The organism is Parafrankia colletiae (assembly GCF_001854655.1).
In the GTDB taxonomy this organism is placed as follows: Bacteria; Actinomycetota; Actinomycetes; order Frankiales; family Frankiaceae; genus Parafrankia; species Parafrankia colletiae.
Genome location: NZ_MBLM01000163.1, coordinates 113,584 through 134,348 on the forward strand (window position 1 = coordinate 113,584; position 20,765 = coordinate 134,348).

The following is a 20,765-nucleotide window of genomic DNA, read 5'->3' on the forward strand; positions in this document are numbered from 1 at the left end:
GCGCGGCCCGCTGTTCACTCCTCCAGCGACTGGATCTCCAGCGTCGCCTGGCGGAGCTGAGAGGACAGGCTGCGGGCGATCGCCCGGACGAGTGCGTTGTACACGTCCGGGCAGGTGCGCCGCAGCTCCTCGAAGGCGGTCGCGGTCAGAACCTCGCAGATCGCGGCCTGCGCCACCACCGTCCGGGTGGAACGCCGACCGCCGTCGACGAGCGCCAGCTCACCGAAGGCGCTCCCGGCCGGGATGGAGCTGAGCCGGAACCACCGAGAGCCGTCGGAGTTCGGGGCCAGCGCGTCGACCAGCCCCCGGGTGACGAAGAACAGGGCGTCAGCCGGCTCGCCCTCGTCGAACACGGTCACACCACCGTCGTAGGCGCGCCGCTCGCACGCCGCCGCGACCGTGGAGATCTCCTCCGGCCCCAGGTCGGCGAGCAGTTCCTGCGCGCCGAGGTCGACATGCGCGGTCGGCGGCGGTGTGACGAGTGCCGCGCCGGCCAGCAGCGCCTCCTCCGCCTGCTCCAGGGCGGTCTCCAGGTCGGGCAGTCGCGAGGTGTTCGCCATGCCGCGCATCAGCCGCTCGACGCCCGGGAGCCCGCGCGGGTCCGCGAAGAGGACGCTGATGCCCCGGGTCGCCAGGTCGTCCACCATGACGCGGATCAGCTCGACGGCCGGCTCGCGGACCGCCGCGACCCGGCGCAGATCCAGCAGCACCCAGCGCGACCCGGCCTGGTTCTCCCGCACCGTGCGAACGACCCGCTCGGCGCTGGCGAAGCCGAGATCACCCTGCAGCTCGTGGATGACGATCGCCGCGCCGCGCCGCGCCAGGACGGCGCGCTCGCGGGCGCCACGCAGGCGCTTGGAGCTGAGCGCGTCACCGCGGTGCGTACCCCGTACCGGATGCGGCGGCTCCCCCTGCGGGGCGAGYAGGTGCAGGGCGAAGCGCGAAGCCAGCATCTCGCAAGCCCGGACGCCCCGGTAGCTGTTACCCGCCTCGTCCAGCGGCGGGCTGAAGACCCCGATCCCGAGCTGCCCCGGCAGCACCGCGCAGACGCCGCCCGCCACCCCGCTCTTGGCCGGCAGGCCGACCCGGAACAGCCAGGTGCCCGCCCGGTCATACATGCCGCAGGTGGCCATCACGGTCAGCACGTGGTTGACGTGGTCCTCGTCGAGGACACGCTCGCCGGTCCGCGGGTTGATCCCGCCACGGGCCAGCGTCCCGGCCATCACCGCGAGGTCGGCCGCAGTCACCTCGACCGCGCACTGCCGGAAGTAGACGTCGCAGATCTCGTCGACCGGGCCGTGCAGCGCGCCCGCCCCGCGCATCAGAAAGCCGATGGCGCGGTTGCGGTCGCCGGTGTCCCGTTCCGAGGCGAAGACGCGTTCGTTGACCGTGAGCTGCCGGCCCGCAAACGCCGACAGGCCGGCCAGGATTCGGTCGAAGCGCTCCCCCGGGTCGGCTCCCCGCACCAGGCTGGACGTCAGGATCGCGCCCGCGTTCACCATCGGGTTCAGCGGCCGGCCGCTCGCCGGCTCCAGGGTGATCGCGTTGAACGCGTCGCCGGTGGGCTCCACACCGACCCTGGCCAGCACGTTCTCCGTCCCGCGGTCGCGCAGCGCGAGGGCGTAGACGAACGGCTTGGAGACGGACTGGATCGTGAACGGGACATGACTGTCCCCCGCCTGGTAGTGCAGCCCGTCCATCGTCGTGACGGCGAGGCCGAACAGGGAAGGGTCGGCGGTCGCGAGCTCGGGGATGTAGCGGGCGACGGCACCGGAACTGTCCGCGGAGAAGGCCTTGTGGATGTCCGCGAGGACCTTCTCCATCGGGCCGCCACCGGACGGCACTACAGGCGGCAGGCCTGGATGCCGGAGACCAGGATGCCCCGGGCGCCCAGATCCCACAGGTCGTCCATGGTGCGGTTGACGTCGGCCTTCAGCACCATCGCGCGGACGGCGACCCAGCCCTCGCGCTGCAGCGGCGAGATCGTCGGCGACTCGTAGCCGGGCGTGACGTCGCAGGCCTTCTCCAGGACGGAGGAGGGCACGTCGTAGTCCATCATCACGTAGCGCCGGGCAACGAGAACACCCTGGACGCGGCGCAGCAGCCGCTCGTGCCCGGCCGACAGCTCGGCGCCCCGCTTCGCGATCATGATTGCCTCGGAGCGCAGGACCGACTCGCCGACGAGCTCGAGCCCGGCCGCGCGCAGCGTCCGCCCCGTCTCGACGACGTCGGCCACCGCGTCCGCGACGCCGAGCCGCACGGCGGTCTCCACCGCACCGTCCAGCGTGACGATCTGTGCCGAGAGGCCGCGACCGGCGAGGTCGGTGCGGACCAGACCGGGGAAGGACGTGGCGATGCGCAGGCCGTCGAGCTCCTTGACGTCGCTGCGCGACCCCGCCGGTGCGGCGTAGTGGAACGTGGACTGGCCGAACCCCAGCTGGACCAGCTCCTGCGCCGAGGTGTTGCTGTCGACCAGAAGGTCGCGGCCGGTGATCCCCAGGTCCAGACGACCGGTGCCGACGTACACGGCGATGTCACGCGGGCGGAGGAAGAAGAACTCGATGTCGTTCTCAAGATCCGCCACCACCAGCTCGGCGGACTCCCGCCGCGCCAGGTAACCGGCGTCGCACAGCAGCTGGCTGGACGGAGCCGCAAGCCCGCCCTTGTTCGGAACCGCGATACGCAGCATCATCACCACTCGCCAACGGTGCACATGGCACACGCGGCACCCGTGGCCGCGGAAAAACCGGACGTTCTCACAGGTGGGAGTATACGTCGTCCAGGGAAAGGCCCAGCGAAATCATCATCAGCTGGCTCCAGTACAGAAGCTGCGAGAGTTCCTCGGCGGCCCGGTCACGACCCTCGTGCTCGGCCGCCATCCAGGCCTCGGCGGCCTCCTCGACGAGCTTCTTGCCCAGATGATGCACGCCCTGGTCCAACGCGGCGACCGTACCCGAGCCGGGCGACCTGTCCTGCCATTTACGAGACAGCTCTACAAAGAGTTCGTCAAATGTTTTTCTTTCCCGGCCCTCGCCTCCCTCGGCGAGCGACGAGGCGGTAACGGACGCGACCCGATCGAACCGCTCCGGCCGCCCTTCVCCGCCGGTCACCGGCGGACGAGACGCATCGGACGCGTCGGAGAAGGCCATGTCCGCATGCTACCCGCAGCGGCCCGGCCCACAGCCCCCGCTGATCACCGTTGCGCATGGGGCGACCGGAGGACGACACCCCCTGGGCCTCCTGGGCGATGGTGTCCCATCCCCACCAATGGTTCACTCATTACTTGTGTCCCGGCCTGCGCTCGTCGCCACCGACCTGGACGGAACCCTGATCCGTAGTGACGGCACCGTCTCGGACCGAACCAGGGACGCCTTGCGCCGTGTTGAAGGCGCCGGCGCCACCGTCGTGTTCGTCACCGGCCGTCCCACCCGCGTCATGGCCGACATCGTGCGCCAGACGGCGGCGTCCGGCCTGGCCATCTGCGCCAACGGGGCGCTCGTCTACGACCTCGACACCTGCGTGCCGGTGCGGGAGACGATCCTGGAGTCCGCGGCCGCGGTGAAACTCGCGGGCGCGATCCGGGAAATGGTCCCAGGGGTCGCCTTTGCGGTGGAAAGCGGCATGCGGTTCGGGCGCGAACCCGATTTCAGCACCATGTGGCCCGATCCGGAGGAGATGGTCGCCAGCTTCCGCGAGCTCCTCGAATGCCTGCCCACGGCGAAGCTCCTGGTCCGCCGCGGCGGCGCGTCGATGGTCGACGTCTACGACACGATCGTCGAACTCGCCGGGACGGAGGCGGCGGTGACGATGTCGAGCGCCGACCTGATCGAGATCGCCGGGCCGGGAGTGTCGAAGGCGGTGGCTCTGGCCAGGCTCGCGGAGGACCTCGGAATCCGGCCGGCGCAGGTCGTCGCGTTCGGGGACATGCCGAACGACCTGCCCATGTTCGCGTGGGCCGGACATGCGGTGGCGGTCTCGAACGCCCACCCGGACGTCCTCGCCGCCGCCCACGAGATCACCTCGTCGAATGACGAGGACGGCGTCGCGCTCGTCCTGGAGCGCCTCTTCCCCTGACACTCCCCTGACGCGCTCATCGGGGCCGGGCGAGGTCCGCATACAGGATCTTGTACTCGGCGAGGATCGGTTCCAGGTCGGACTCGGAGTTCGCCACGAAGTAGTCGTGTACCCGACGATAGAAGTCCACCGTGCGTCGCTCACGCACCATCGTCGCCTCGACCGACTCGAGCAGGACCATCCGGTCGTCCAGCAGGGTGAAACCATGGGCCGGCGGAAATCGCAGCTCGACCGTCCGCGGCACCACCCGCACCATGACATTGTCGAGCTCTGCGACCTTCTCGATACGGTCGATCTGCGCCAGCATGTACGCCGGCAGCGCAAAACGATTACTCAGTACGGACTCCATGATGACGAAGTCAAATGTCCGCTGGGGTTCGTACAGCCGTTCCTGTCGCTGCGCCCGCAGCGACACCGTGGCCGCGGTGCGGGTGTTCCACTCCTCCTCGCTGGYGTCTTCCGCATGCTGGATCGCGAGATAACCGCTCACGAGGCGGCGGGTGTACTCACTGATCTGTAAGAGACCGGGCACGGCCACCGGCTCGTAGCTGCGCAGCTCCCTCGCCCGCCCCTCCTCGGCGAAGTAGTCGAGCTGACCGACTGCGCCGGTCCGGCGCCTCCCGCCCCGTCGGCCGACGGACGCCTGCAGCCGCTCCGCGTCCGTGACCAGCTCGCGATACGCGCTTTCGGACATGCCCAACGCCCTGGCGATGCGTTCGACGTCCGCCGGGGTCGGCGTGAGCTGGCCGCGCTCCAGCTTGGAGATCTTCGCCTGGCTCATATCGACCTTGGCGCCGAGGGCCTCCCCGGTCAGCCCGCGTTCCCGCCGCAGGGTACCCAGGGCCTGGCCGATGCTGACCGCCGACGGGCCATCCTCACGGACGTCCTCGTCGTGACCATGTGACAGGCCGGGCACGTTGTCCATCGCTGATACCTCGGTACGGTCCGTGCATCGARTCAGCTACCGGCCGGGTGGGCGAGGCCGTCGGTGGCCGCACCCCCTGTTGACAGGCGGCTAACCGTCGGCAGGCAGCTTCCGCATGGCGGCAACGAGCAGCTGAAGGGGAATCCGCACCAGAGTCTCACCTTCCGGCACCTCGCCGGCTCCGCGCTGATCCGGGACTATGTAACCCTGCACAACCAGGTCGGTACCCTCGGTGGTGTATACCGTCGGGCATCCCGACCCGTGGCAGGCCATGCCGACCAACGGGGTGAGCTCCATTGCTCCGTGACTCCTGACTGTCAGCTCGATGAACCGCCGGCCGCCACGGATGTTAGCCCGAATCAGGGGCATTATGCGGGCAGCCAGCCGAATTACTCGGGACTAGGGCCCGTAGGCGACCGAATATAGTCGCGGCATCAGGCGCCCGACAGCAGGGCAGGCCGCGACACGACGACAATGAAACACGTTCCGTGATCGCGGCAGGATCATTTTGTAACGAACACCAGGAACCAGGTCAGGACGACGAGGCGACCAAACCCGCCGGGAGGGTCGCACCGCGACTCCCGCACGATCTCCGCTCGCCGCCTCAGCCACGAGATCCACCATCGCTCTCGACACAGGCAACGGGCCGCGGAAATGTGATGTATGACACATTTTGCGAACACGGCGGGTTCGCGCGAAGGGTCTGCCCGGTCACAGCGCGTCGAGGTGGCGCACCGCCTCCAGCAAAAGCTCCCGCGGGATCACGACGAGGGCCTCCCCCGGCGAGAGACGGGCGGCGGCCGGCGGCCGGTCCACGTGATCACCCTGAACCACGATCGAACCCGAGTCGCTCAGGAAGACGGCCGGGCATCCATTGGTGTTGCAGCTGACGGTCAGGGGCGTCAGGCGCATCGCGGTGACCTCTTTTCTGTTTTCCCGACCACCGGCCGGTCVCAGACAGGCGCCACCGGGCTCCAGCGAACAGCAGCGCCGTTCTCGCGTGGGGGAGTCAGGGCGAGTAGACCATAAAGTCACCCGCGCCGCCCCCGAATACAGATATGCAAAAGATTCACCGATTACGATGAATCAAATGCGCCAAACAAAAGATGTCATACACAAAGAGTGATCATACGACATCCGAGCGTAGTCGAATATCGACTTTAGACGTGATCCGGCAAAGATCAAGGATTATTCGCCCAAAAGACCTTGTGATTCAGGTCGGCAGGAGTGAYGATTCGCAGACCCCTGGCGAAACTACCAGGGCGTTCCACAGATCCTCCCGCACCCTAGGAGGTGCATCGGATGACGGACACGGGGGCGCGGCAGTCCGCGAGACGACGCTGCATGGAGCCGCGGGGGGCGTCCCGCGCACCGACCTCTCCACCCATGCCGGGTCGCATCGGACCGGGTCACGCAAAGCCCCCAGAGGATGACATAGCGGGCTACCCGCTGGCGCTGGTCCACCAGGTCACATCCCTCGACAAACCGTGCGGGGGAGAACAGGAATGAACGTGCTCGCCTTCAACGGGCCGCACCCCGTCCTCTCGGTCGGAGTAGCGGTTCTCCTCGGTGTGGCGCTCACCGTGCTCACCGCCCGACTCCGGAAGTTCCGCGCCGCCTTCCTCTTCGTTGTGGTCACCCTGCTCCTTGCCGGCGCGGCCGGCGTCGGAGAGCTCGCCGCCCGCGAACCCGTCGGGGCAGCGACGGGCGGCAGCGCCGCCCCGCTGGGCGTCCCGCCGGAGCATCTCGCCGAGCGGGCTCCGGGCGATGATCTCGACGGTGGCTCTCTCGTGCTGACGGTGCTGGGCGTGGTACTCGTTCTGCTCGGCACCGCGGTCTGGGCGCTGTGGGCCCGCCGGTACGAACGGCGGAGCGCCGGGCCGGCCGCGGGCGGCGGCGGCACCCGGACCCGACCGGACCCGACCGCCGCGCGCTGGACCCACACACCACTGCCCACGCCGCGCCGCCAGGTCGATGACCAGCCCACGATCATCACGGTTCTCGACGACGTGGCGACCTATGCCGGGCCGGCCGACGACGACGGCTGGCCGGACGCGTTCGACCCGCAGGAAGGCCGGGAGGGCGAGGCGCTCGTCGTCCTCCCCCACGGTTCCCGACGGTCCTGGGACGAGCCGATTCTCGAGAACCTGAACGCGCGCATCGGCCGGGTCACGCGCCTCTACCTGAGCGCCGTCAGGCATCGGCCCGGACGTCCCGCCAAGGTCGACATGCTGGCGCCGGACACCCGTCACTTCGTTTGCGCACTAACAAACATGTTGGATCTCTTCGGCGGGCGGGAGCCGGCCACGCGCATGGAGACCCTGGTGGCAGCCGTCCGCGAGGCCGAAGACCGGTGGGCGGTCGTGGGGGTCCGGGCCGACCGGCCAGCGTCCAGCCAGCCGGCATCGCGCGCCGCTGCCGACGACACCGGCACCGACCGCGACGCCGGCAGTGGTAGCGGCACCGCGGACCAGGACCGGGAGCGCCCCCGCGCGCCAGTGGCGAAACACCGCGTGCGGATCCCGCCGCGGCCACCGGTTCCTCCGTCTCCCGACCTGGGCGACGACGGCCCGCATCCCCGCCCGGCCCGCCGCCAGCCCGGCGAGCACCCGCCCGGCCGGCCTCGCCTGCGGAGCTGATCCGGCGACGCGCCACCGTGCGTGGATGCACGCCGCGGCGCGGTTGATCCGCGGGCAGGCGAGGATAGGGACATGGCGACTTCCGTTCCCGGTCATCCGGCCGCACCGCCCCTGCCGCCGCACGACATCGACGAGGAGTTCCGCGCGCTTCCCACCGCGACTCTCACGGACGCCGCACTGCAGACCGCACGCGACCTCGGTGCCAGCCACGCCGACATTCGCGTCGAGCGGCTCAAGGAGTCCGGGCTGTCCTTCCGCGACGCCGGGCTGGAGAGCCGCTCTGACGGCGTCACCGCGGGCTTCGCCGTCCGGGTCGTGCACGGCGGGACCTGGGGGTTCGCTGCCGGGGTCGACCTGACGGCGGACGAGGCCGTCCGGGTGGCCCGTGAGGCGGTGGCCATGGCGAAGGTGGCCGCGCCGCTCAACTCCGAGCCGGTGGAACTGGCCGGCGAACCCGTTCACACCGGCGCCACCTGGGTCTCCGCCTATGCCGCGGACCCGTTCATGATCGACCCGCGGGAGCAGGTCGATCGGGTCGGCGGCCTGTGCCGGACGCTGTACGCAGCCCAGGACGTCGACCACGTGGACGGTCGGTTCGAGGCCGTCATGGAGAACAAGTACTACGCCGATCTCGCCGGCACCGACACCAGCCAGCAGCGGGTCCGGGTGCTCTGCCAGATCGAGGCGACGCGGGTCGACCCGGCGGGCGGCTTCGAGACGATGCGCACCATCGCCCCGCCGGTCGGCCGCGGCTGGGAGTGGATGGTCGGCGGACCCGCCGCGGGCTGCTGGGACTGGGAGTCCGAGATCGACCTGATCCCGTCGTTGCTGGCCGAGAAGGCGAAGGCGTCCTCGGTCGAGCCGGGCCGCTACGACCTGGTCATCGACCCGTCGAACCTGTGGCTGACGATCCACGAGTCCGTCGGGCACGCCACCGAGCTCGACCGCGCGCTCGGCTACGAGGCCGCGTACGCCGGGACGTCCTTCGCCACCCTCGACCAGCTCGGCTCGCTGCGCTACGGCTCCCCGGCCATGACGGTGACCGGCGACCGGACCGCCCCCCACGGCCTCGCCACCATCGGCTACGACGACGAGGGGGTACGGACCGGCCAGTGGGACATCGTCCGGAACGGGGTCCTCGTCGGCTACCAGCTCGACCGGCGGATGGCCGCCCAGAACGCGGCCGTGCTCGGGGTGGACCGGTCGAACGGCTGCGCGTTCGCGGACTCCCCCGGCCATGTGCCGATCCAGCGGATGGCGAACGTATCGCTGCTGCCCGCGCCCGGCGGCCCGTCCACCGAGGAGCTGATCAGTCGGGTGGACCACGGGATCTACGTCGTCGGTGACCGGAGCTGGTCGATCGACATGCAGCGGTACAACTTCCAGTTCACCGGGCAGCGCTTCTACGAGATCCGCAAGGGACAGCTCGTCGGCCAGCTCCGCKACCTGGCCTACCAGGCGACCACCACCGACTTCTGGGGCTCGCTGGAGGCTGTCGGCGGCCCGCAGACCTACGTGCTGGGCGGGGCGTTCAACTGCGGCAAGGGCCAGCCCGGCCAGGTCGCCGCGGTCAGCCACGGCTGTCCCTCGGCCCTGTTCCGCAGTGTCAACATCCTGAACACCCGCCGTGAGGGCGGGCGATGAGCGGAGGTTTCCCGGTGACGAGGACGGCTCGCGGGATCCGGGCTTCGCACGAGATCGTCGAGCGGGCGCTGGAGCTCTCCCGCGCGGACGGGGCGGTCGTCATCGCCAGCGAGACGAGCACGGTCAACCTGCGGTGGGCCAACAACACCCTCACCACGAACGGCGCCGCGCGCGACCGCTCGGTGACGGTGATCAGCATCGTCGGGCGTTCCTTCGGCGTGCGCACCACCTCCACCGTGGACGGGCCGGGCGCCGCCCGGGTGGCTGGTGACACCGGTGGCTCCGGTGGCTCCGGTGGGCCCGCGGCCGGTGACGCGGGTGCGGCCGGTGACCTGGCCGGGCTGGAGGCGCTGGTCCGGGCCTCGGAGGCCGCCGCCCGCGAATCGGACGACGCCGAGGACTACAGCGACCTGCTCCCCCCGACTGCCGCGGCCCTGGCCTCCAGGTCCTTCACCGACCCCGCCGAGCGGACCAGCAGCGCGGTGTTCACGGCGTTCGCGCGTGACCTGGCCAAGATCTTCGAGTCGGCGCGGGCGGAGAACCGCCGCCTGTTCGGCTTCGCCGAGCACGACCTCACCACCACCTGGCTCGGCACCTCGACCGGGCTGCGCCTGCGGCACAGCCAGCCCACCGGCTCGGTGGAGTGGAACGCCAAGAGCAGCGCTCCCGGCGGCTCCGTGTGGCACGGCCAGTCCACCCACGACTTCACCGACGTGGACGTCGCCGCGACCGACGCGCAGCTGCGGGCCCGGCTCGCCTGGTGCAACCGGTCCCTGGACCTTCCGGCCGGCCGGTACGAGACGCTGCTGCCACCGTCCGCCGTCGCGGATCTCATGGTCAACCTGTACTGGTCGGCCGCCGGGCGGGACGCGGCCGAGGGGCGCACCGTGTTCAGCCGGGCCGGCGGCGGGACGCGGGTGGGCGAGTCGATCGGCCCGGCCGGCCTGCGGTTGTGGAGCGACCCGGGCGCCGCGGATCTGGCCACCACGCCGTTCGTCACCGCCACCGGTGCCTCCGCCACCTCGAGCGTCTTCGACAACGGCCTGCCGTTGGGGCCGACCGACTGGATCCTTGACGGACGTCTCAACGCACTGGTGCAGACCCGTGCGTCCGCCCGCACCACCGGCCCGAGCGCCGACGGCAGCGCCAGCCCAGGCGGGGCGGGCGGGAGCGCGGCGGTGACTCCGTTCGTCAACAACCTGCTGCTCGACGGCGGCGGTACCGCCAGCCTCGAGGACATGATCGCCTCGACCGGACGCGGCCTGCTCCTGACCTGCCTGTGGTACATCCGCGAGGTGGACCCGGAGGTGCTCCTGCTCACCGGCCTCACCCGGGACGGCGTCTTCCTGGTCGAGAACGGCGAGGTCGTCGGCGCGGTGAACAACTTCCGGTTCAACGAGTCCCCGGTCGACCTGCTGGGGCGCGCGGCGCAGATCAGTGCCACCGAACGGACGCTGCCCCGCGAGTGGGCCGACTGGTTCACCCTGGCCCGCATGCCCGCGCTGCGGATCCCGGACTTCAACATGAGCTCGGTGAGCCCGGCGAGCTGAACCGGGTGTCGCGGGCCGGTCGCCGCCGGCCCGCGACACCCGCCCCGGGGCTGGGACGCCTGGCCGGAGGCGCGCCCGGCTACCTGCCTACAGGTAGGTGCCGCCGAAGGGCTCTCCGCTGTTCGCCGGCTGCTGCCCGCTCGGGAGCGCGCGGCGGCGCATCTCCTCGAGCTGTGCGCGTGCCGCCATCTGCTGCGCGAACAGTGCGGTCTGCAGCCCGTGGAAAAGCCCCTCGAGCCAGCCGACCAGCTGCGCCTGCGCGATCCGCAGTTCCCCGTCGGACGGGGTGGCGTTCTCGTCGAACGGCAGCGAGAGCCGGGCGAGCTCCTCGCGCAGCTCCGGCGCGAGCCCGTCCGAGAGCTCGATGATCGAACTCTGATGGATCTGGCGGAGCCGGTTGCGGCTGGCATCGTCGAGCGGTGCTGCCCGCACCTCGTCCAACAACTGCTTGATCATGGTGCCGATGCGCATCACCTTGTCGGGCTGGGACACCATGTCAGCGAAGGGGTTCTTGACCTCTCCCGAGCTCTCGGCGTCCGCGCCGGCTTCCGTGGCGGGTGCGATCGGTGCACCGACCGCGCCGCGAACCTCCTGCAGCGCGCCGTCCGGGCCGACAACGACGATGCGGGGTTTCGGTTGGTCTGTCATGCCGTCCATCCTGCCCTTCTGATCGCACGAGTCCACCGGCGTGGCCTGGCCGTCGCACGGCGCCGGGGCGGACACCAGCTCAGCCGCCGACCTCCAGGATGACCTTGCCCACGTGGCCGAGGCCTTCCACCAGCCGGTGAGCCTCGACGACATTCGAGATGGGCAGGACACAGTCGATCACCGGCTGGATGCGCCCCTGCGCAACGGCCGGCCAGAACTTCTCACGGACACCCGCCACGATCCGCGCCTTCTGCTCCGCCGGGCGGGCCCGCAGGGAAAGCGCRTGCACGCTGGCCCGCTTGGGCAGCAGCGCCGACAGGTTCAGGGTGCCCTTGGTTCCGCCCTGCAGCCCGATCACGACGAGGCGGCCGTCCGCGGCGAGCAGCGAGACGTTGCGCTCCAGGTAGGACGCCCCCATGTTGTCCAGGATGACGTCCGCCCCGTGTCCGTCAGTGGCCTCCCGGACACGGTCGACGAAGTCCTCGTCACGATAGGAGACCGTGATGTCGGCGCCCAGCTCCCGGCAGCGTGCCAGCTTCTCCGGGCTGCMCGCGGTCGTCGCGATCACAGCGGCGGGTCGCAGCGCCCGCACGGCCTGGATCGCGAACGTCCCGATGCCGGACGCGCCGCCGTGGACCAGGAAGACCTCGCCGTCCGCCAGAGCGGCCCGCTCGAAGACCGTCGAGTACACGGTGCAGGCCACCTCCGGAAGGCCGGCGGCGTGCAGAAGGCTCACTCCCCCGGGCACGGGGAGCAGCTGCCCGGCCGGCACGGTGACCTGGCTCGCATACCCGCCGCCGGCGAGCAGGGCGCACACCTCGTCGCCCGGGGCGTACTCCGTGACGCCGCTGCCCACCGCACGGACCCGACCCGAGCACTCCAGGCCGATGGTGTCGCTGACGCCCGGCGGTGGCGGGTAGAAGCCCTGGCGCTGCAGCAGATCGGCACGGTTCACCGCAGTGGCCACGACGTCGAGTGTGACCTCGCCGGGACCGGGCGCCGGCAGGTCCGGCACCTCCGCCCAGCTCATGACGTCAGGGCCACCGGGCGCGCTCACCGTCACCGCATGCACGAGTGCCACTGTACGGCGAGCCCGGCCCCGCACTCCGTCGGGCGCGGGCACCCGGCCACGCTCCGTCAGACGGGTTCGGGCTCCGTCAGACGGGTTCGGGTTCCGGCTCAGGGCGTTCGGGCGCCGGCGGCGTGAACGGCGACGGCTCGTGCGGCGCCGGGGGCAGATCAGGGCTGTCGGGAAGCAGCGGGCCGGGATCATCGGGGATCGGTGCGTCCGGATCGAGGGGGGGCGGATCGGAGCGGCGCGGGGACGCACCCGCCGCGGACGTGGCTGCCTCGGACGGTGCCCCTGGGGCAGGCCCCGGAGCGGCGGGGGCCGCGCCGGCCAACGCCGCGGGGGCCGCCGGCCTCGTGGCGGGCCGCGCCTGACCCGACGCCGGTCCCCGCGTCGGGTCAGGCGACGTTGCTTCAGTCAGTGGGGGCATAGGACTCGCCTACCCCGGATCCCCGGGCGGGGAACATCGCCGCGGTTGGCCGGCTGCCGGGCCGCCGCTTCCGTGCCACGCCGCACGCGCGGCGCCGGCCGGCGCCGCCGTGCCTCAGCCCCGCCGTGCCTCAGCGCCGTGCCTCAGCCCCGCCGTGCACCTGACGCCGAGCCCCTGGGCGTCCGGGCCGTCATGCTTGGGTCCGATTGTCCGGGAACCAGACAGCGGCTTCAGATCGATGCGATTTAGTCCCGTTGTACCCCTTTCGCAATACTTCTGACACGGAGTACCGTCCAGTGTGCGGTGATGCGACGCCCGTTGACCCGGCCTCGGCCGTGTCTGTCGGGGAGCGCGTTTCCGCCGCCGGACCACCGTGACACACGAGATCACCGAAACCAGCCGGGGGAGTGTGCCGGGTGAGCGTGGACAGCGGCACCAAAATTGATGCCCATCCCGCCCGACTGGGAACAGGCAGTCCTTACTCCTCGCTTCTGGATCCGGACTCCTCGTTTCTGGATCCGGTGTTGGAGGACCAACTGGCGCAGGGCCGGCCCATGGCAGAAGACCGAGGAGCCGCCGAGTTCCAGGACTTCTTCGCCAGCCACCATCGGGAACTTGCCCGGTTCGCCTACCTGCTGACCGGCGACCACGACGTCGCCGACGACCTGACCGCCGACGCGTTGACGGCCGCGTGGTCCCGATGGGACAGGGTCAGCGCGGCGGACAGTCCTATCGCCTATGTACGGCGCATCGTCGCGAATCTCGCGACCAGCAGGCTGCGTCGGGTGATCCGGGAGCGGCGCGGCATGACCATGCTCGGCATGCTCGCCGACAGCTCCGGGCACGCGACCGACGGCGGCGACCTGACCGCCGCCGTCGACCTGCGGGCCGCGTTGATGGCGCTGCCCGTGCGGAAGCGGGCCTGCGTGGTCCTGCGCTATGCCTTCGACCTGTCCGAGGCGGAGACCGCCCGGGTCCTGGGCATCTCCACCGGCACCGTCAAGAGCCAGACGTCCAAGGCGGTGGTCGAGCTCGAGCGCCTGCTCGGCACCTGTCCGGACCTGGTTCCGCCCGACATTCCGGCGGGGGCGACCCGCCGACGGGAACAGGCCGCGCCGCCAGCCCACAAACCGGGCACACGCCGCGCCGTCGCTTCACGTTCACGACGGCGTCCCGCCGGAGCGGGTGACCCCGCGGCCGCTACCCGGTCCGCGCTGCACCGGCTTCGGGACGGCGAGGCACACGGCCGGCTCCGTGGCAGTGAGAGCTGAGGGCACTCGGGCAGCTGTCTGCCCGCGACCGCGCCGCTCCCGGCCAGGTCGCCGGCATCGGCGCTGGGAGGTCGGCGCATGAGTGGGCGGGCACGGCCACGCAGGGACGCCCGAAGCTCCCAGAAGTCGCATAATGGGCCTGCCATGATCCGGAGTCGTTGGAGCAGACGCTCACCAGGCCGCGGGGCGGCGGGAGACGATCACCGCGGCACGCCGCCATCCGCCGACGATTTCACCGGCCCGCTGCGGGCGCTGCTGGCCGAGGAACAGGCGAATCACACTCCGGACACGGAACGGATCCGTGCCCGCCTGCTGGCCGCCGGCGTCCCCACCACGCCGGTCGGCGGCCTCGCGCCCCGTTCCGTCCCCGCCACGAGCCGTTCAGGGATCGCTGTCCCTGTCGACACAGCGCCGGATGACGTCACCCGTGGCCGTCGCGCCCTACGGAGACGGCGCCCCACCGGCCGCCGCCCCCAGCGCGCGCGCGTGCCACTGCTCGTCGGTGCCAGCACCGCCGCCCTGGCTGCGCTGCTCCTGCTCAACGGCATGCTCAGCGGTGGCGGCACTGACCTCGGCACCGTGACGGCGGCCTCGCATCCGGCAACCGCGCGGGGCCCGGAGCCGCCGGACAGCTCCCTCCGCCCGGACGGCGCGGAGCCAGCGCCGGACCAGGCCGACGGCTCGTCGTCCCCGTCGCAGAGCCCGCCCGGCCCGACAGCGGGCGGAAGCACCGCCGACAGTCCGCCGCCTCCCGGCACCCACGCCGGCCCCGGGCCGTCCGGAGCACCCGGCAGCGGTGGGCCGACTCCCCAGGACGGGCCGCCCGCCGGCTCGGGCCCAGATGCCGGCCCAGATGCCGGACCAGATGCCGGACCAGATGCCGGACCGGAGCGCGGTGACGGGTCAGGTTCGGGCAGGGGCGAGCCCGGCGGTCACGGCTGGGCACGCGACCAGGACGGGCGCGGATCCGGCAACGAGGCCGAGGATGGCCCCCGCGGCAGGCGATACGGCGACCGCGGCGGCCAGGGCCCGGCCGCCGTCAGCCCGGACCGCGGCGACGGGCGGCACGAACCCGGCCCCAGCAGTGCCTCGGCCCGGCCGTTCGGGCGCACCGACCAGATCAACCTGCCGACCGCCGGCTGCCTCGACTGGGTCCTCTTCGACGAGGGCGGGGTGCAGACCCGCGCGGCGGCACCCCGGGCACGGATCGGGACGTCCCGCATCTCAGCCGGCGCCGGAGCCGGCGGCTTCTCGAACCCCTTCTCCTGGACAGGCGGTCAACCCGTCGCCTCGGGCTCCAGGGACAACGACCGCCTCATCACGTCACGTGTCGGCCTGGAGGTGGACCGGACGTCCGAGCCTCGCCACCTCGACATCTACCTGGGCTCGGCGGCCGGGAGTGTCACCGTGGTCGTCGGCGAGGGGCGGGACGCCGCGTTCCACCGGGTGGCACTGAGCGGTCGACACGGCGCCGCCGATGCCGTGGTGTCCGTGCAGCTCCCCCGGGCAGACGGCCCGACGTCCGTCACGATCGTCGGCAGCGAACCGCTCACCCTCGCCGCAGCCGTCCTTTACTGAGACCGGGCCACGGCGCCAACCACGCCACCGCGTCCACCACCCCGCGGCGCCGGTCACCCCACCGTCCCCGCACCGCACCGCACCGCACCGCACCGCACCGCACCGCACCGCACCGCACCGCACCGCACCGCACCGCACCGAAACCATCAGGAACACCATTCCGGACGATCAATCAACTCCCGAACGACAACGACAAAAAAACTCGGGATTGGCGGCAACCTGGACGGGGTGCCGGGCGACTGGACATATGAACGCACCGCCGTACACCGCGCCAGGTTGCGGTGGTCGTTCCGGCCCGCCCGACCCCGCTAACCCCCCCCAGCCGGGCGGGCGGGCCGAACCAAGCACCGCAGCCCCGCCGGGCTCACGCCCGCACCGGGTGGCGAGATCGCACACCTCACACTTCCACCGGCAACGGTGTCCTTCTGTGTGCCGTCGCGACGCCCCACAGCCGGTGGGAGGGCTGCCCTCCCCGTTCACGGACCCTCCCACCCCTTTCTGCCAGCCCCCGGAAACGCGCGCTGCCGGCACTTCGACGTCCGAACGGCGCCGCCGCGGGATCATGGATGTCCACCACGTCCGGATCGCCGGCCTACCCCCTCACGCAACCCGCCAGGTACCGTCAGCTCCGTGCGCAGGATCCTGTTCCGCCCATCGTGGCTCGCCCGCCATGCCCTCGCGCTCGGCCTGGTGCTGCTCTTCATGCGCATGGGCATCTGGCAGTGGACCAAGGGCGAATCCGAACACGGCAGCCTGCAGAACCTCTTCTACGGGGTCGAGTGGCCGATCTTCGCGGCGTTCGTCGTCTACTGGTGGTGGCGGATGGTCTCCGAGGATCTCCGCCCGCGCGATCCCGACGACACCGGGCCCCAGTGGGGCCAGGGCGGGCGCATCGCGCCGGAGGCCCCCGTCATGATCAGCGTTCCGGACGACGCGCCGGAAACCGACGAGGACCGCGAGCTCGCGGCCTACAACCGGTATCTCGCCTCGCTCTACGAGCGCGACGCCGCGGCCTCGGGCAACGACCCCGGGAACGACAGCCGGAACGACACCAAGGGGGCCCACCGGTGACGGCATCCTCCAGCGCCGCCGCGAGCTCCAGGTCGGCACCCGCAGCCGTCCGCGCCTCTCTGCTGCGCTACCGGATCATCGCCTACGTGGTCGGCGTCGTGCTGATCGCGCTGGTGGTCGTGGGCATGCCGCTCAAGTACCTGGCGGACGAGCCGTCCGTGGTGTCGACGATCGGCCCGTTCCACGGCCTGCTCTACATGATCTATCTGGCGGCGACGTTCGACCTGGCGACCCGCTGCGGCTTCCCGCCCAAGCGCACCATCCTGGTCATGCTCGCCGGAACGATCCCCTTTCTGTCCTTCGTCGCGGAGCGGAAGGTGGCGGCGATCGTGCGCGCCAGCCTGGGCACGGCTCCCACCGCCCCCGGTACGGGCCAGGGGCGACCCGGGCACTAGACGCGCCGGGGTCACCGTCGTGGTGCTGGAACCGCTGCGCGCCGGTGGGCCCACCCGGTGGCCGCCTTCCCGGCCTCGCGCCGGGATCAGCTCCGCGGGCCGCTGAACTCCGCGGCGGGCGGCCGGCGCAGCCTGGTGGCAACTGTGACGGGCAGCGTCTCGCCGGCCGCGAGCCGGCGTGGGCGGCCGGTTCCCAGGGGGCCCGCCGCGAGCACCTGGGCCTGCTCCACGCCGAAGGCGAAGTATCTGCCGTCGGACCAGATCACCAGGTCGTCGGCGCGTCGTCCACCTCGGCTGACGATCAGCCGCCGCCGGGCCGGTTCCCAGACGATCGCCAGCAGGTGCTCGCCCAGCGTGCCGAGCGCACGGTGCCCGGCGGCCCGGTAGGCCCGCAGGAGCGCGGCTGCGGCCCGCGCGTTGCGGTCTTCTGCCCCGTCCTCCGCCCGCGCCCGCCAGGCGTCCTCGACGGCACCGAGCTGGCCCATGTCCCGGACCTGGCCGGCGTCGTCTGCGACGTCGTGCGGGTGGTCAGGACGGATGTCGTTGCCCGGATGGATGTCGTTGCCCGGATGGCTCGACGGCACCGGGCGCCGTGACTGCACGGGGCGCAGCGCCGTCACCGATCCCGCCCCCAGCCGCCCCGCCTCGGACCGGCGCGCGGAACCGACTGCCTCGATCGGGCCGGTGACACGGACGACTCCGGCCGGCTGACCCGTCCCGCGTGGCCGGACCGGTCGGTCGAGCCGGCCCACGTGGAGCGGATGACCCGTGCGGGTGCCTGCGTGGCCGTCGCCGGCCCGACTGACGGAGACCACCCGCCCACCTGTGCCGTGGTCGGCGATCACGATGACCAGCCCGGACGGCTCCACCAGCACGGGAGGCATCGGCTCGGTCGCGTCGTTGGCAGCCGCCACGACACCGAACGACCCGTCAAGGTGCACCTGGCGCGCCGCGGGCAGCCCGATCGAGGACGCCGCGAGCATCCCGGTCAGCTCGGAGCGGCGGACATCCGCCCCGTCCAGCCGCAGCAGCCCGCACACGGTCATGCCGTCCTCCCGCCCCGAGCCCGCTGTCACGGAACGCACGAGCGCGTTCCCGCGCCGGACCGTAGCAGCTTGCGCACCCGATCACCGAGTGGTTGCGCTCAATGAGCGCAACGACCTCCGGGCACGGATCAGCGGCGTCCGCTCACGAGCGGCCGGGAGCCCTCGCTCAGGCGACGTTCCACTCTTCGCGCGCGGCTCCAGCTGGCGGCTCGGCCTGCACCTCCGCACCGTCCTGGGTACGCCGGCGCTGGTCGGGAATGCGCTTCGCCTTCCTGGGCGCGATCTCGGGTGCGGCCGGGCACTCGGCCAGATGGTCGTCGAAGCCCACCACGGTCGGCCAGACCTGGTGGCAGGCGCGGCAGTGAGCCGCGTCCAGCCCGGACCAGCGACAGTCGCAGCCGCCACAGCTCACCACGACCGGAAGGTCCCGGAACCGCGCAGGCTGACGCGAGGATTCGACAGGCAGTGGAAGAGCTTGCTGCGTGGACGGACCCGACCGGGCCGGYAGCGTCACCGAAACGGCACGTGGGGCGGTATTCGGYGCGAGCGGGGTCGGGATCGCGCGCCGACCGGCAGAGCGGCGGGGAGGCACCCGGCCATCCTGTCGTACACCGGCACAAGCGTCACGCAACCGGGCGTCGACTCTTCAGAGTTCTTCCTGGTTCCGCCCTTCCATAGCCCTTCCAGGTGGTCCGGCGACCCGCCTACCTGGTCTCTCACGGGCAGAAAGCCCTGCGCGGGGCCGCGCACCGGCCTGCGCGCGATGGCCACCTCCCGGCAGGCTCCGGCCTGATCGGGCGAACCCTGCCGGTCACGGGACCAGCCCCGGYCGCGCCGCGCCGACTCTCCCGCAGGCCACTCCCCCGCCCCACAGCCTGCGCCGTCTGTGGTTCGGGCATCCGAACGCGCGCTCACCGTGCTCACCGCGCTCACCAGCAGGACGACGGTCCAGGGCCTCAGGCCAACCGAACCCATTCAGGCAGTATCACCTGCCAGCCACGCACATCCGGCGCCCGCCATGAAAGGCGGGGATTCACGAAGGCGATGCCCGCCAGTTCGGATTTCCTGCGGAGAAGTACTGAAAACTCGAAACGCGGTTGAGGGAAAATGCGTTTCGGGCCCACATCGAACCAAAGACGGCGACCGGGCTTCCATGGTGACAGAGCCACAGATGCCATGAGGACAGGTGCCGGCGACCACCTGCCGGACCCGGGCCGGCGCCGCAGCCAGCTGGGCCCACCCCCAGGCCGCCCGGGGGCCAGAGCGGCCAGGGCGGCCGGGCCGGTCGCGACGGATCCGTGAGCCCCGGCGGCGCGCGCCGAGTCCGCTCGGACACCCGAGGTTCGAACCGGAGCGTGCTCGATCCCTCGCAATCCGCAGCAGTAAAGTCGGCGAAGCACCATAATTCAGTCAGACTGTCTGATCCGTGCGCTGGCAGCGCCCCCCCGGGCCCTCAGGGCCGGCAGATCCGCAGGCCTGACCTGCAGGCCCTGACCCCGGGACGTGTAGACGCCGAGCCGGGCCCAGGCGACGAAGCGCCAGAAGTCCCCGACGACGACCGAGAGGGCGGGACGTGACCGACATGCAGCCGAGGATCCGCTGGGACAGGCTGGTTGACCGGGTGGGTTCGACTGACCTGCGGACGGACGTCCCGCACTCCGCCCGGATGTACGACTTCTTCCTTGGCGGCAAGGACAACTTCCCACCCGACCGGGAAGCCGCCGAGCAGGCACTCAAGGCCTTTCCGGCCCTGCGGGTCGCCGCCCAGCAGAACCGGGCGTTCGTCCACCGCGCCACCCGGTTCCTCGTCGGCGAGGTGGGCCTGCGCCAGTTCCTGGACATCGGCACCGGGATCCCCACCTCGCCCAATCTGCACGAGGTGGCCCAGAGCATCGCCGCCGACACACGCGTGGTCTACGCGGACAACGACCCGATCGTTCTCGCCCACGCCCGCGCGCTGCTCGCCAGCAACCCCCAGGGCCGCACCGCCTACCTGGACGCCGACCTGCGCGAACCTGAGCGGATCCTCGGTTCGGCCGAGGTGCGGGGCACTCTGGACCTGGGCCGCCCGATCGCGCTGTCGCTGATCGCGATCCTGCATTTCTTCCCCGACCCGGCGGAGGTCGCCGATCTCCTGCGCCGCTACCTCGCCGCGATGCCCTCCGGCAGCTACCTCRCCCTCACCCACGCCACGGCGGACGCCGCCCCGCAGGAGGCCGGACGGCTCGTCGAGATCTACCGGCAGCGGGGCATTCCGCTCACGACGCGGACCCGGGCCGAGGTCGAAGGTTTCTTCGACGGACTGGAACTCGTCGAGCCGGGGGTACAGATCGTCCACCGCTGGCGTGCGGACGTCGCCCCGGACGGGCCCACAGACGCTCAGGTCAGCTGGTACGGGGGCATCGCCCGAATTCCGTGACCGCCC

Annotated in this window: 18 protein-coding genes; 9 read left to right on the forward strand and 9 right to left on the reverse strand. The window is 71.6% G+C overall.

Annotation, left to right across the window (positions count from 1 at the left end; genetic code table 11):
* Positions 1-14: 14 nt before the first annotated feature.
* The 3 genes from glsA to CC117_RS35525 all read right to left on the reverse strand — a co-directional run bounded on the left by glsA (position 15) and on the right by CC117_RS35525 (position 3,149).
* Entirely contained in the window at positions 15-1,823 is a 1,809-nt protein-coding gene (gene glsA, locus CC117_RS30400) for a glutaminase A (RefSeq protein WP_071091176.1), read from the reverse strand.
* A 20-nt stretch (positions 1,824-1,843) separates the two neighbouring features.
* Entirely contained in the window at positions 1,844-2,689 is an 846-nt protein-coding gene (gene hisG / locus CC117_RS30405; protein WP_026310855.1) for an ATP phosphoribosyltransferase, read from the reverse strand.
* A gap of 67 nt (positions 2,690-2,756) precedes the next feature.
* A complete protein-coding gene (locus CC117_RS35525) occupies positions 2,757-3,149 on the reverse strand; it encodes a phosphoribosyl-ATP diphosphatase (RefSeq protein ID WP_018636204.1) in 393 nt (130 codons plus the stop codon).
* A 118-nt stretch (positions 3,150-3,267) separates the two neighbouring features.
* Between CC117_RS35525 and CC117_RS30415 the strand changes: the two genes are divergently transcribed.
* On the forward strand, positions 3,268-4,074 hold the full coding sequence (locus tag CC117_RS30415) for a Cof-type HAD-IIB family hydrolase (protein WP_071090708.1): 807 nt from the start codon (positions 3,268-3,270) through the stop codon (positions 4,072-4,074).
* 16 nt (positions 4,075-4,090) lie between these two features.
* On the opposite strand, the gene CC117_RS30420 is transcribed toward CC117_RS30415, so the two are convergent.
* Both CC117_RS30420 and CC117_RS30430 read right to left on the reverse strand, forming a co-directional pair.
* A complete protein-coding gene (locus CC117_RS30420; protein ID WP_071090711.1) occupies positions 4,091-4,999 on the reverse strand; it encodes a helix-turn-helix domain-containing protein in 909 nt (302 codons plus the stop codon).
* 711 nt (positions 5,000-5,710) lie between these two features.
* Positions 5,711-5,911, reverse strand: coding sequence for a hypothetical protein (locus CC117_RS30430; protein ID WP_071090716.1), 201 nt, complete (start codon positions 5,909-5,911; stop codon positions 5,711-5,713).
* 593 nt (positions 5,912-6,504) lie between these two features.
* On the opposite strand from CC117_RS30430, the gene CC117_RS30435 reads away from it, so the two are divergent.
* The 3 genes from CC117_RS30435 (at position 6,505) to CC117_RS30445 (ending at position 10,832) form a co-directional block, all read left to right on the forward strand.
* Entirely contained in the window at positions 6,505-7,638 is a 1,134-nt protein-coding gene (locus tag CC117_RS30435) for a hypothetical protein (RefSeq protein ID WP_071090719.1), read from the forward strand.
* A 72-nt stretch (positions 7,639-7,710) separates the two neighbouring features.
* Complete coding sequence (locus tag CC117_RS30440; protein ID WP_071090723.1) at positions 7,711-9,282, forward strand: TldD/PmbA family protein; 1,572 nt, start codon at positions 7,711-7,713, stop codon at positions 9,280-9,282.
* A complete protein-coding gene (locus tag CC117_RS30445; RefSeq protein ID WP_071090726.1) occupies positions 9,279-10,832 on the forward strand; it encodes a metallopeptidase TldD-related protein in 1,554 nt (517 codons plus the stop codon). The genes CC117_RS30440 and CC117_RS30445 overlap by 4 nt, the downstream gene beginning before the upstream one ends.
* Positions 10,833-10,919: 87 nt before the next feature.
* Here the strand turns inward: CC117_RS30445 and CC117_RS30450 are convergent, their stop codons facing one another.
* Together CC117_RS30450 and CC117_RS30455 are read right to left on the reverse strand one after the other, a co-directional pair.
* Positions 10,920-11,489: a bacterial proteasome activator family protein gene (locus CC117_RS30450; protein ID WP_084133062.1), complete on the reverse strand. Its 570-nt coding sequence runs from the start codon at positions 11,487-11,489 to the stop codon at positions 10,920-10,922.
* A gap of 70 nt (positions 11,490-11,559) precedes the next feature.
* Complete coding sequence (locus CC117_RS30455) at positions 11,560-12,552, reverse strand: NAD(P)H-quinone oxidoreductase (protein WP_407673616.1); 993 nt, start codon at positions 12,550-12,552, stop codon at positions 11,560-11,562.
* Between the two features lie 981 nt (positions 12,553-13,533).
* Between CC117_RS30455 and CC117_RS30460 the strand changes: the two genes are divergently transcribed.
* From CC117_RS30460 to CC117_RS30475, 4 genes are all read left to right on the forward strand, one after another.
* Positions 13,534-14,250, forward strand: a complete 717-nt coding sequence (locus tag CC117_RS30460) for a SigE family RNA polymerase sigma factor (RefSeq protein WP_071090729.1) — start codon at positions 13,534-13,536, stop codon at positions 14,248-14,250.
* A gap of 144 nt (positions 14,251-14,394) precedes the next feature.
* Positions 14,395-15,828, forward strand: coding sequence for a hypothetical protein (locus CC117_RS37685; protein WP_071090734.1), 1,434 nt, complete (start codon positions 14,395-14,397; stop codon positions 15,826-15,828).
* A 630-nt stretch (positions 15,829-16,458) separates the two neighbouring features.
* Complete coding sequence (locus tag CC117_RS30470; protein WP_071090736.1) at positions 16,459-16,899, forward strand: hypothetical protein; 441 nt, start codon at positions 16,459-16,461, stop codon at positions 16,897-16,899.
* On the forward strand, positions 16,896-17,294 hold the full coding sequence (locus CC117_RS30475; RefSeq protein WP_084133040.1) for a DUF3817 domain-containing protein: 399 nt from the start codon (positions 16,896-16,898) through the stop codon (positions 17,292-17,294). The genes CC117_RS30470 and CC117_RS30475 overlap by 4 nt, the downstream gene beginning before the upstream one ends.
* 86 nt (positions 17,295-17,380) lie before the next feature.
* On the opposite strand, the gene CC117_RS30480 is transcribed toward CC117_RS30475, so the two are convergent.
* Positions 17,381-18,379, reverse strand: a complete 999-nt coding sequence (locus tag CC117_RS30480) for a hypothetical protein (protein WP_241830565.1) — start codon at positions 18,377-18,379, stop codon at positions 17,381-17,383.
* A gap of 127 nt (positions 18,380-18,506) precedes the next feature.
* Positions 18,507-18,932: an FDXHR family putative zinc-binding protein gene (locus tag CC117_RS40925; RefSeq protein ID WP_456320358.1), complete on the reverse strand. Its 426-nt coding sequence runs from the start codon at positions 18,930-18,932 to the stop codon at positions 18,507-18,509.
* Positions 18,933-19,922: 990 nt separating this feature from the next.
* Between CC117_RS40925 and CC117_RS30490 the strand changes: the two genes are divergently transcribed.
* Positions 19,923-20,759, forward strand: a complete 837-nt coding sequence (locus tag CC117_RS30490; protein ID WP_071091189.1) for an SAM-dependent methyltransferase — start codon at positions 19,923-19,925, stop codon at positions 20,757-20,759.
* The last annotated feature ends 6 nt before the right edge of the window (positions 20,760-20,765 follow it).

What these genes read in the sequence shown, in the direction of transcription:
- hisG (WP_026310855.1), bottom strand. Translation starts at nt 2,689, where the DNA reads ATGCTGCGTATCGCGGTTCCGAACAAGGGCGGGCTTGCGGCTCCGTCC.
- CC117_RS30415 (WP_071090708.1), top strand. Translation starts at nt 3,268, where the DNA reads ATGGTTCACTCATTACTTGTGTCCCGGCCTGCGCTCGTCGCCACCGAC.
- CC117_RS30430 (WP_071090716.1), bottom strand. Translation starts at nt 5,911, where the DNA reads ATGCGCCTGACGCCCCTGACCGTCAGCTGCAACACCAATGGATGCCCG.
- CC117_RS30435 (WP_071090719.1), top strand. Translation starts at nt 6,505, where the DNA reads ATGAACGTGCTCGCCTTCAACGGGCCGCACCCCGTCCTCTCGGTCGGA.
- CC117_RS30445 (WP_071090726.1), top strand. Translation starts at nt 9,279, where the DNA reads ATGAGCGGAGGTTTCCCGGTGACGAGGACGGCTCGCGGGATCCGGGCT.
- CC117_RS30450 (WP_084133062.1), bottom strand. Translation starts at nt 11,489, where the DNA reads ATGGACGGCATGACAGACCAACCGAAACCCCGCATCGTCGTTGTCGGC.
- CC117_RS30460 (WP_071090729.1), top strand. Translation starts at nt 13,534, where the DNA reads ATGGCAGAAGACCGAGGAGCCGCCGAGTTCCAGGACTTCTTCGCCAGC.
- CC117_RS37685 (WP_071090734.1), top strand. Translation starts at nt 14,395, where the DNA reads ATGATCCGGAGTCGTTGGAGCAGACGCTCACCAGGCCGCGGGGCGGCG.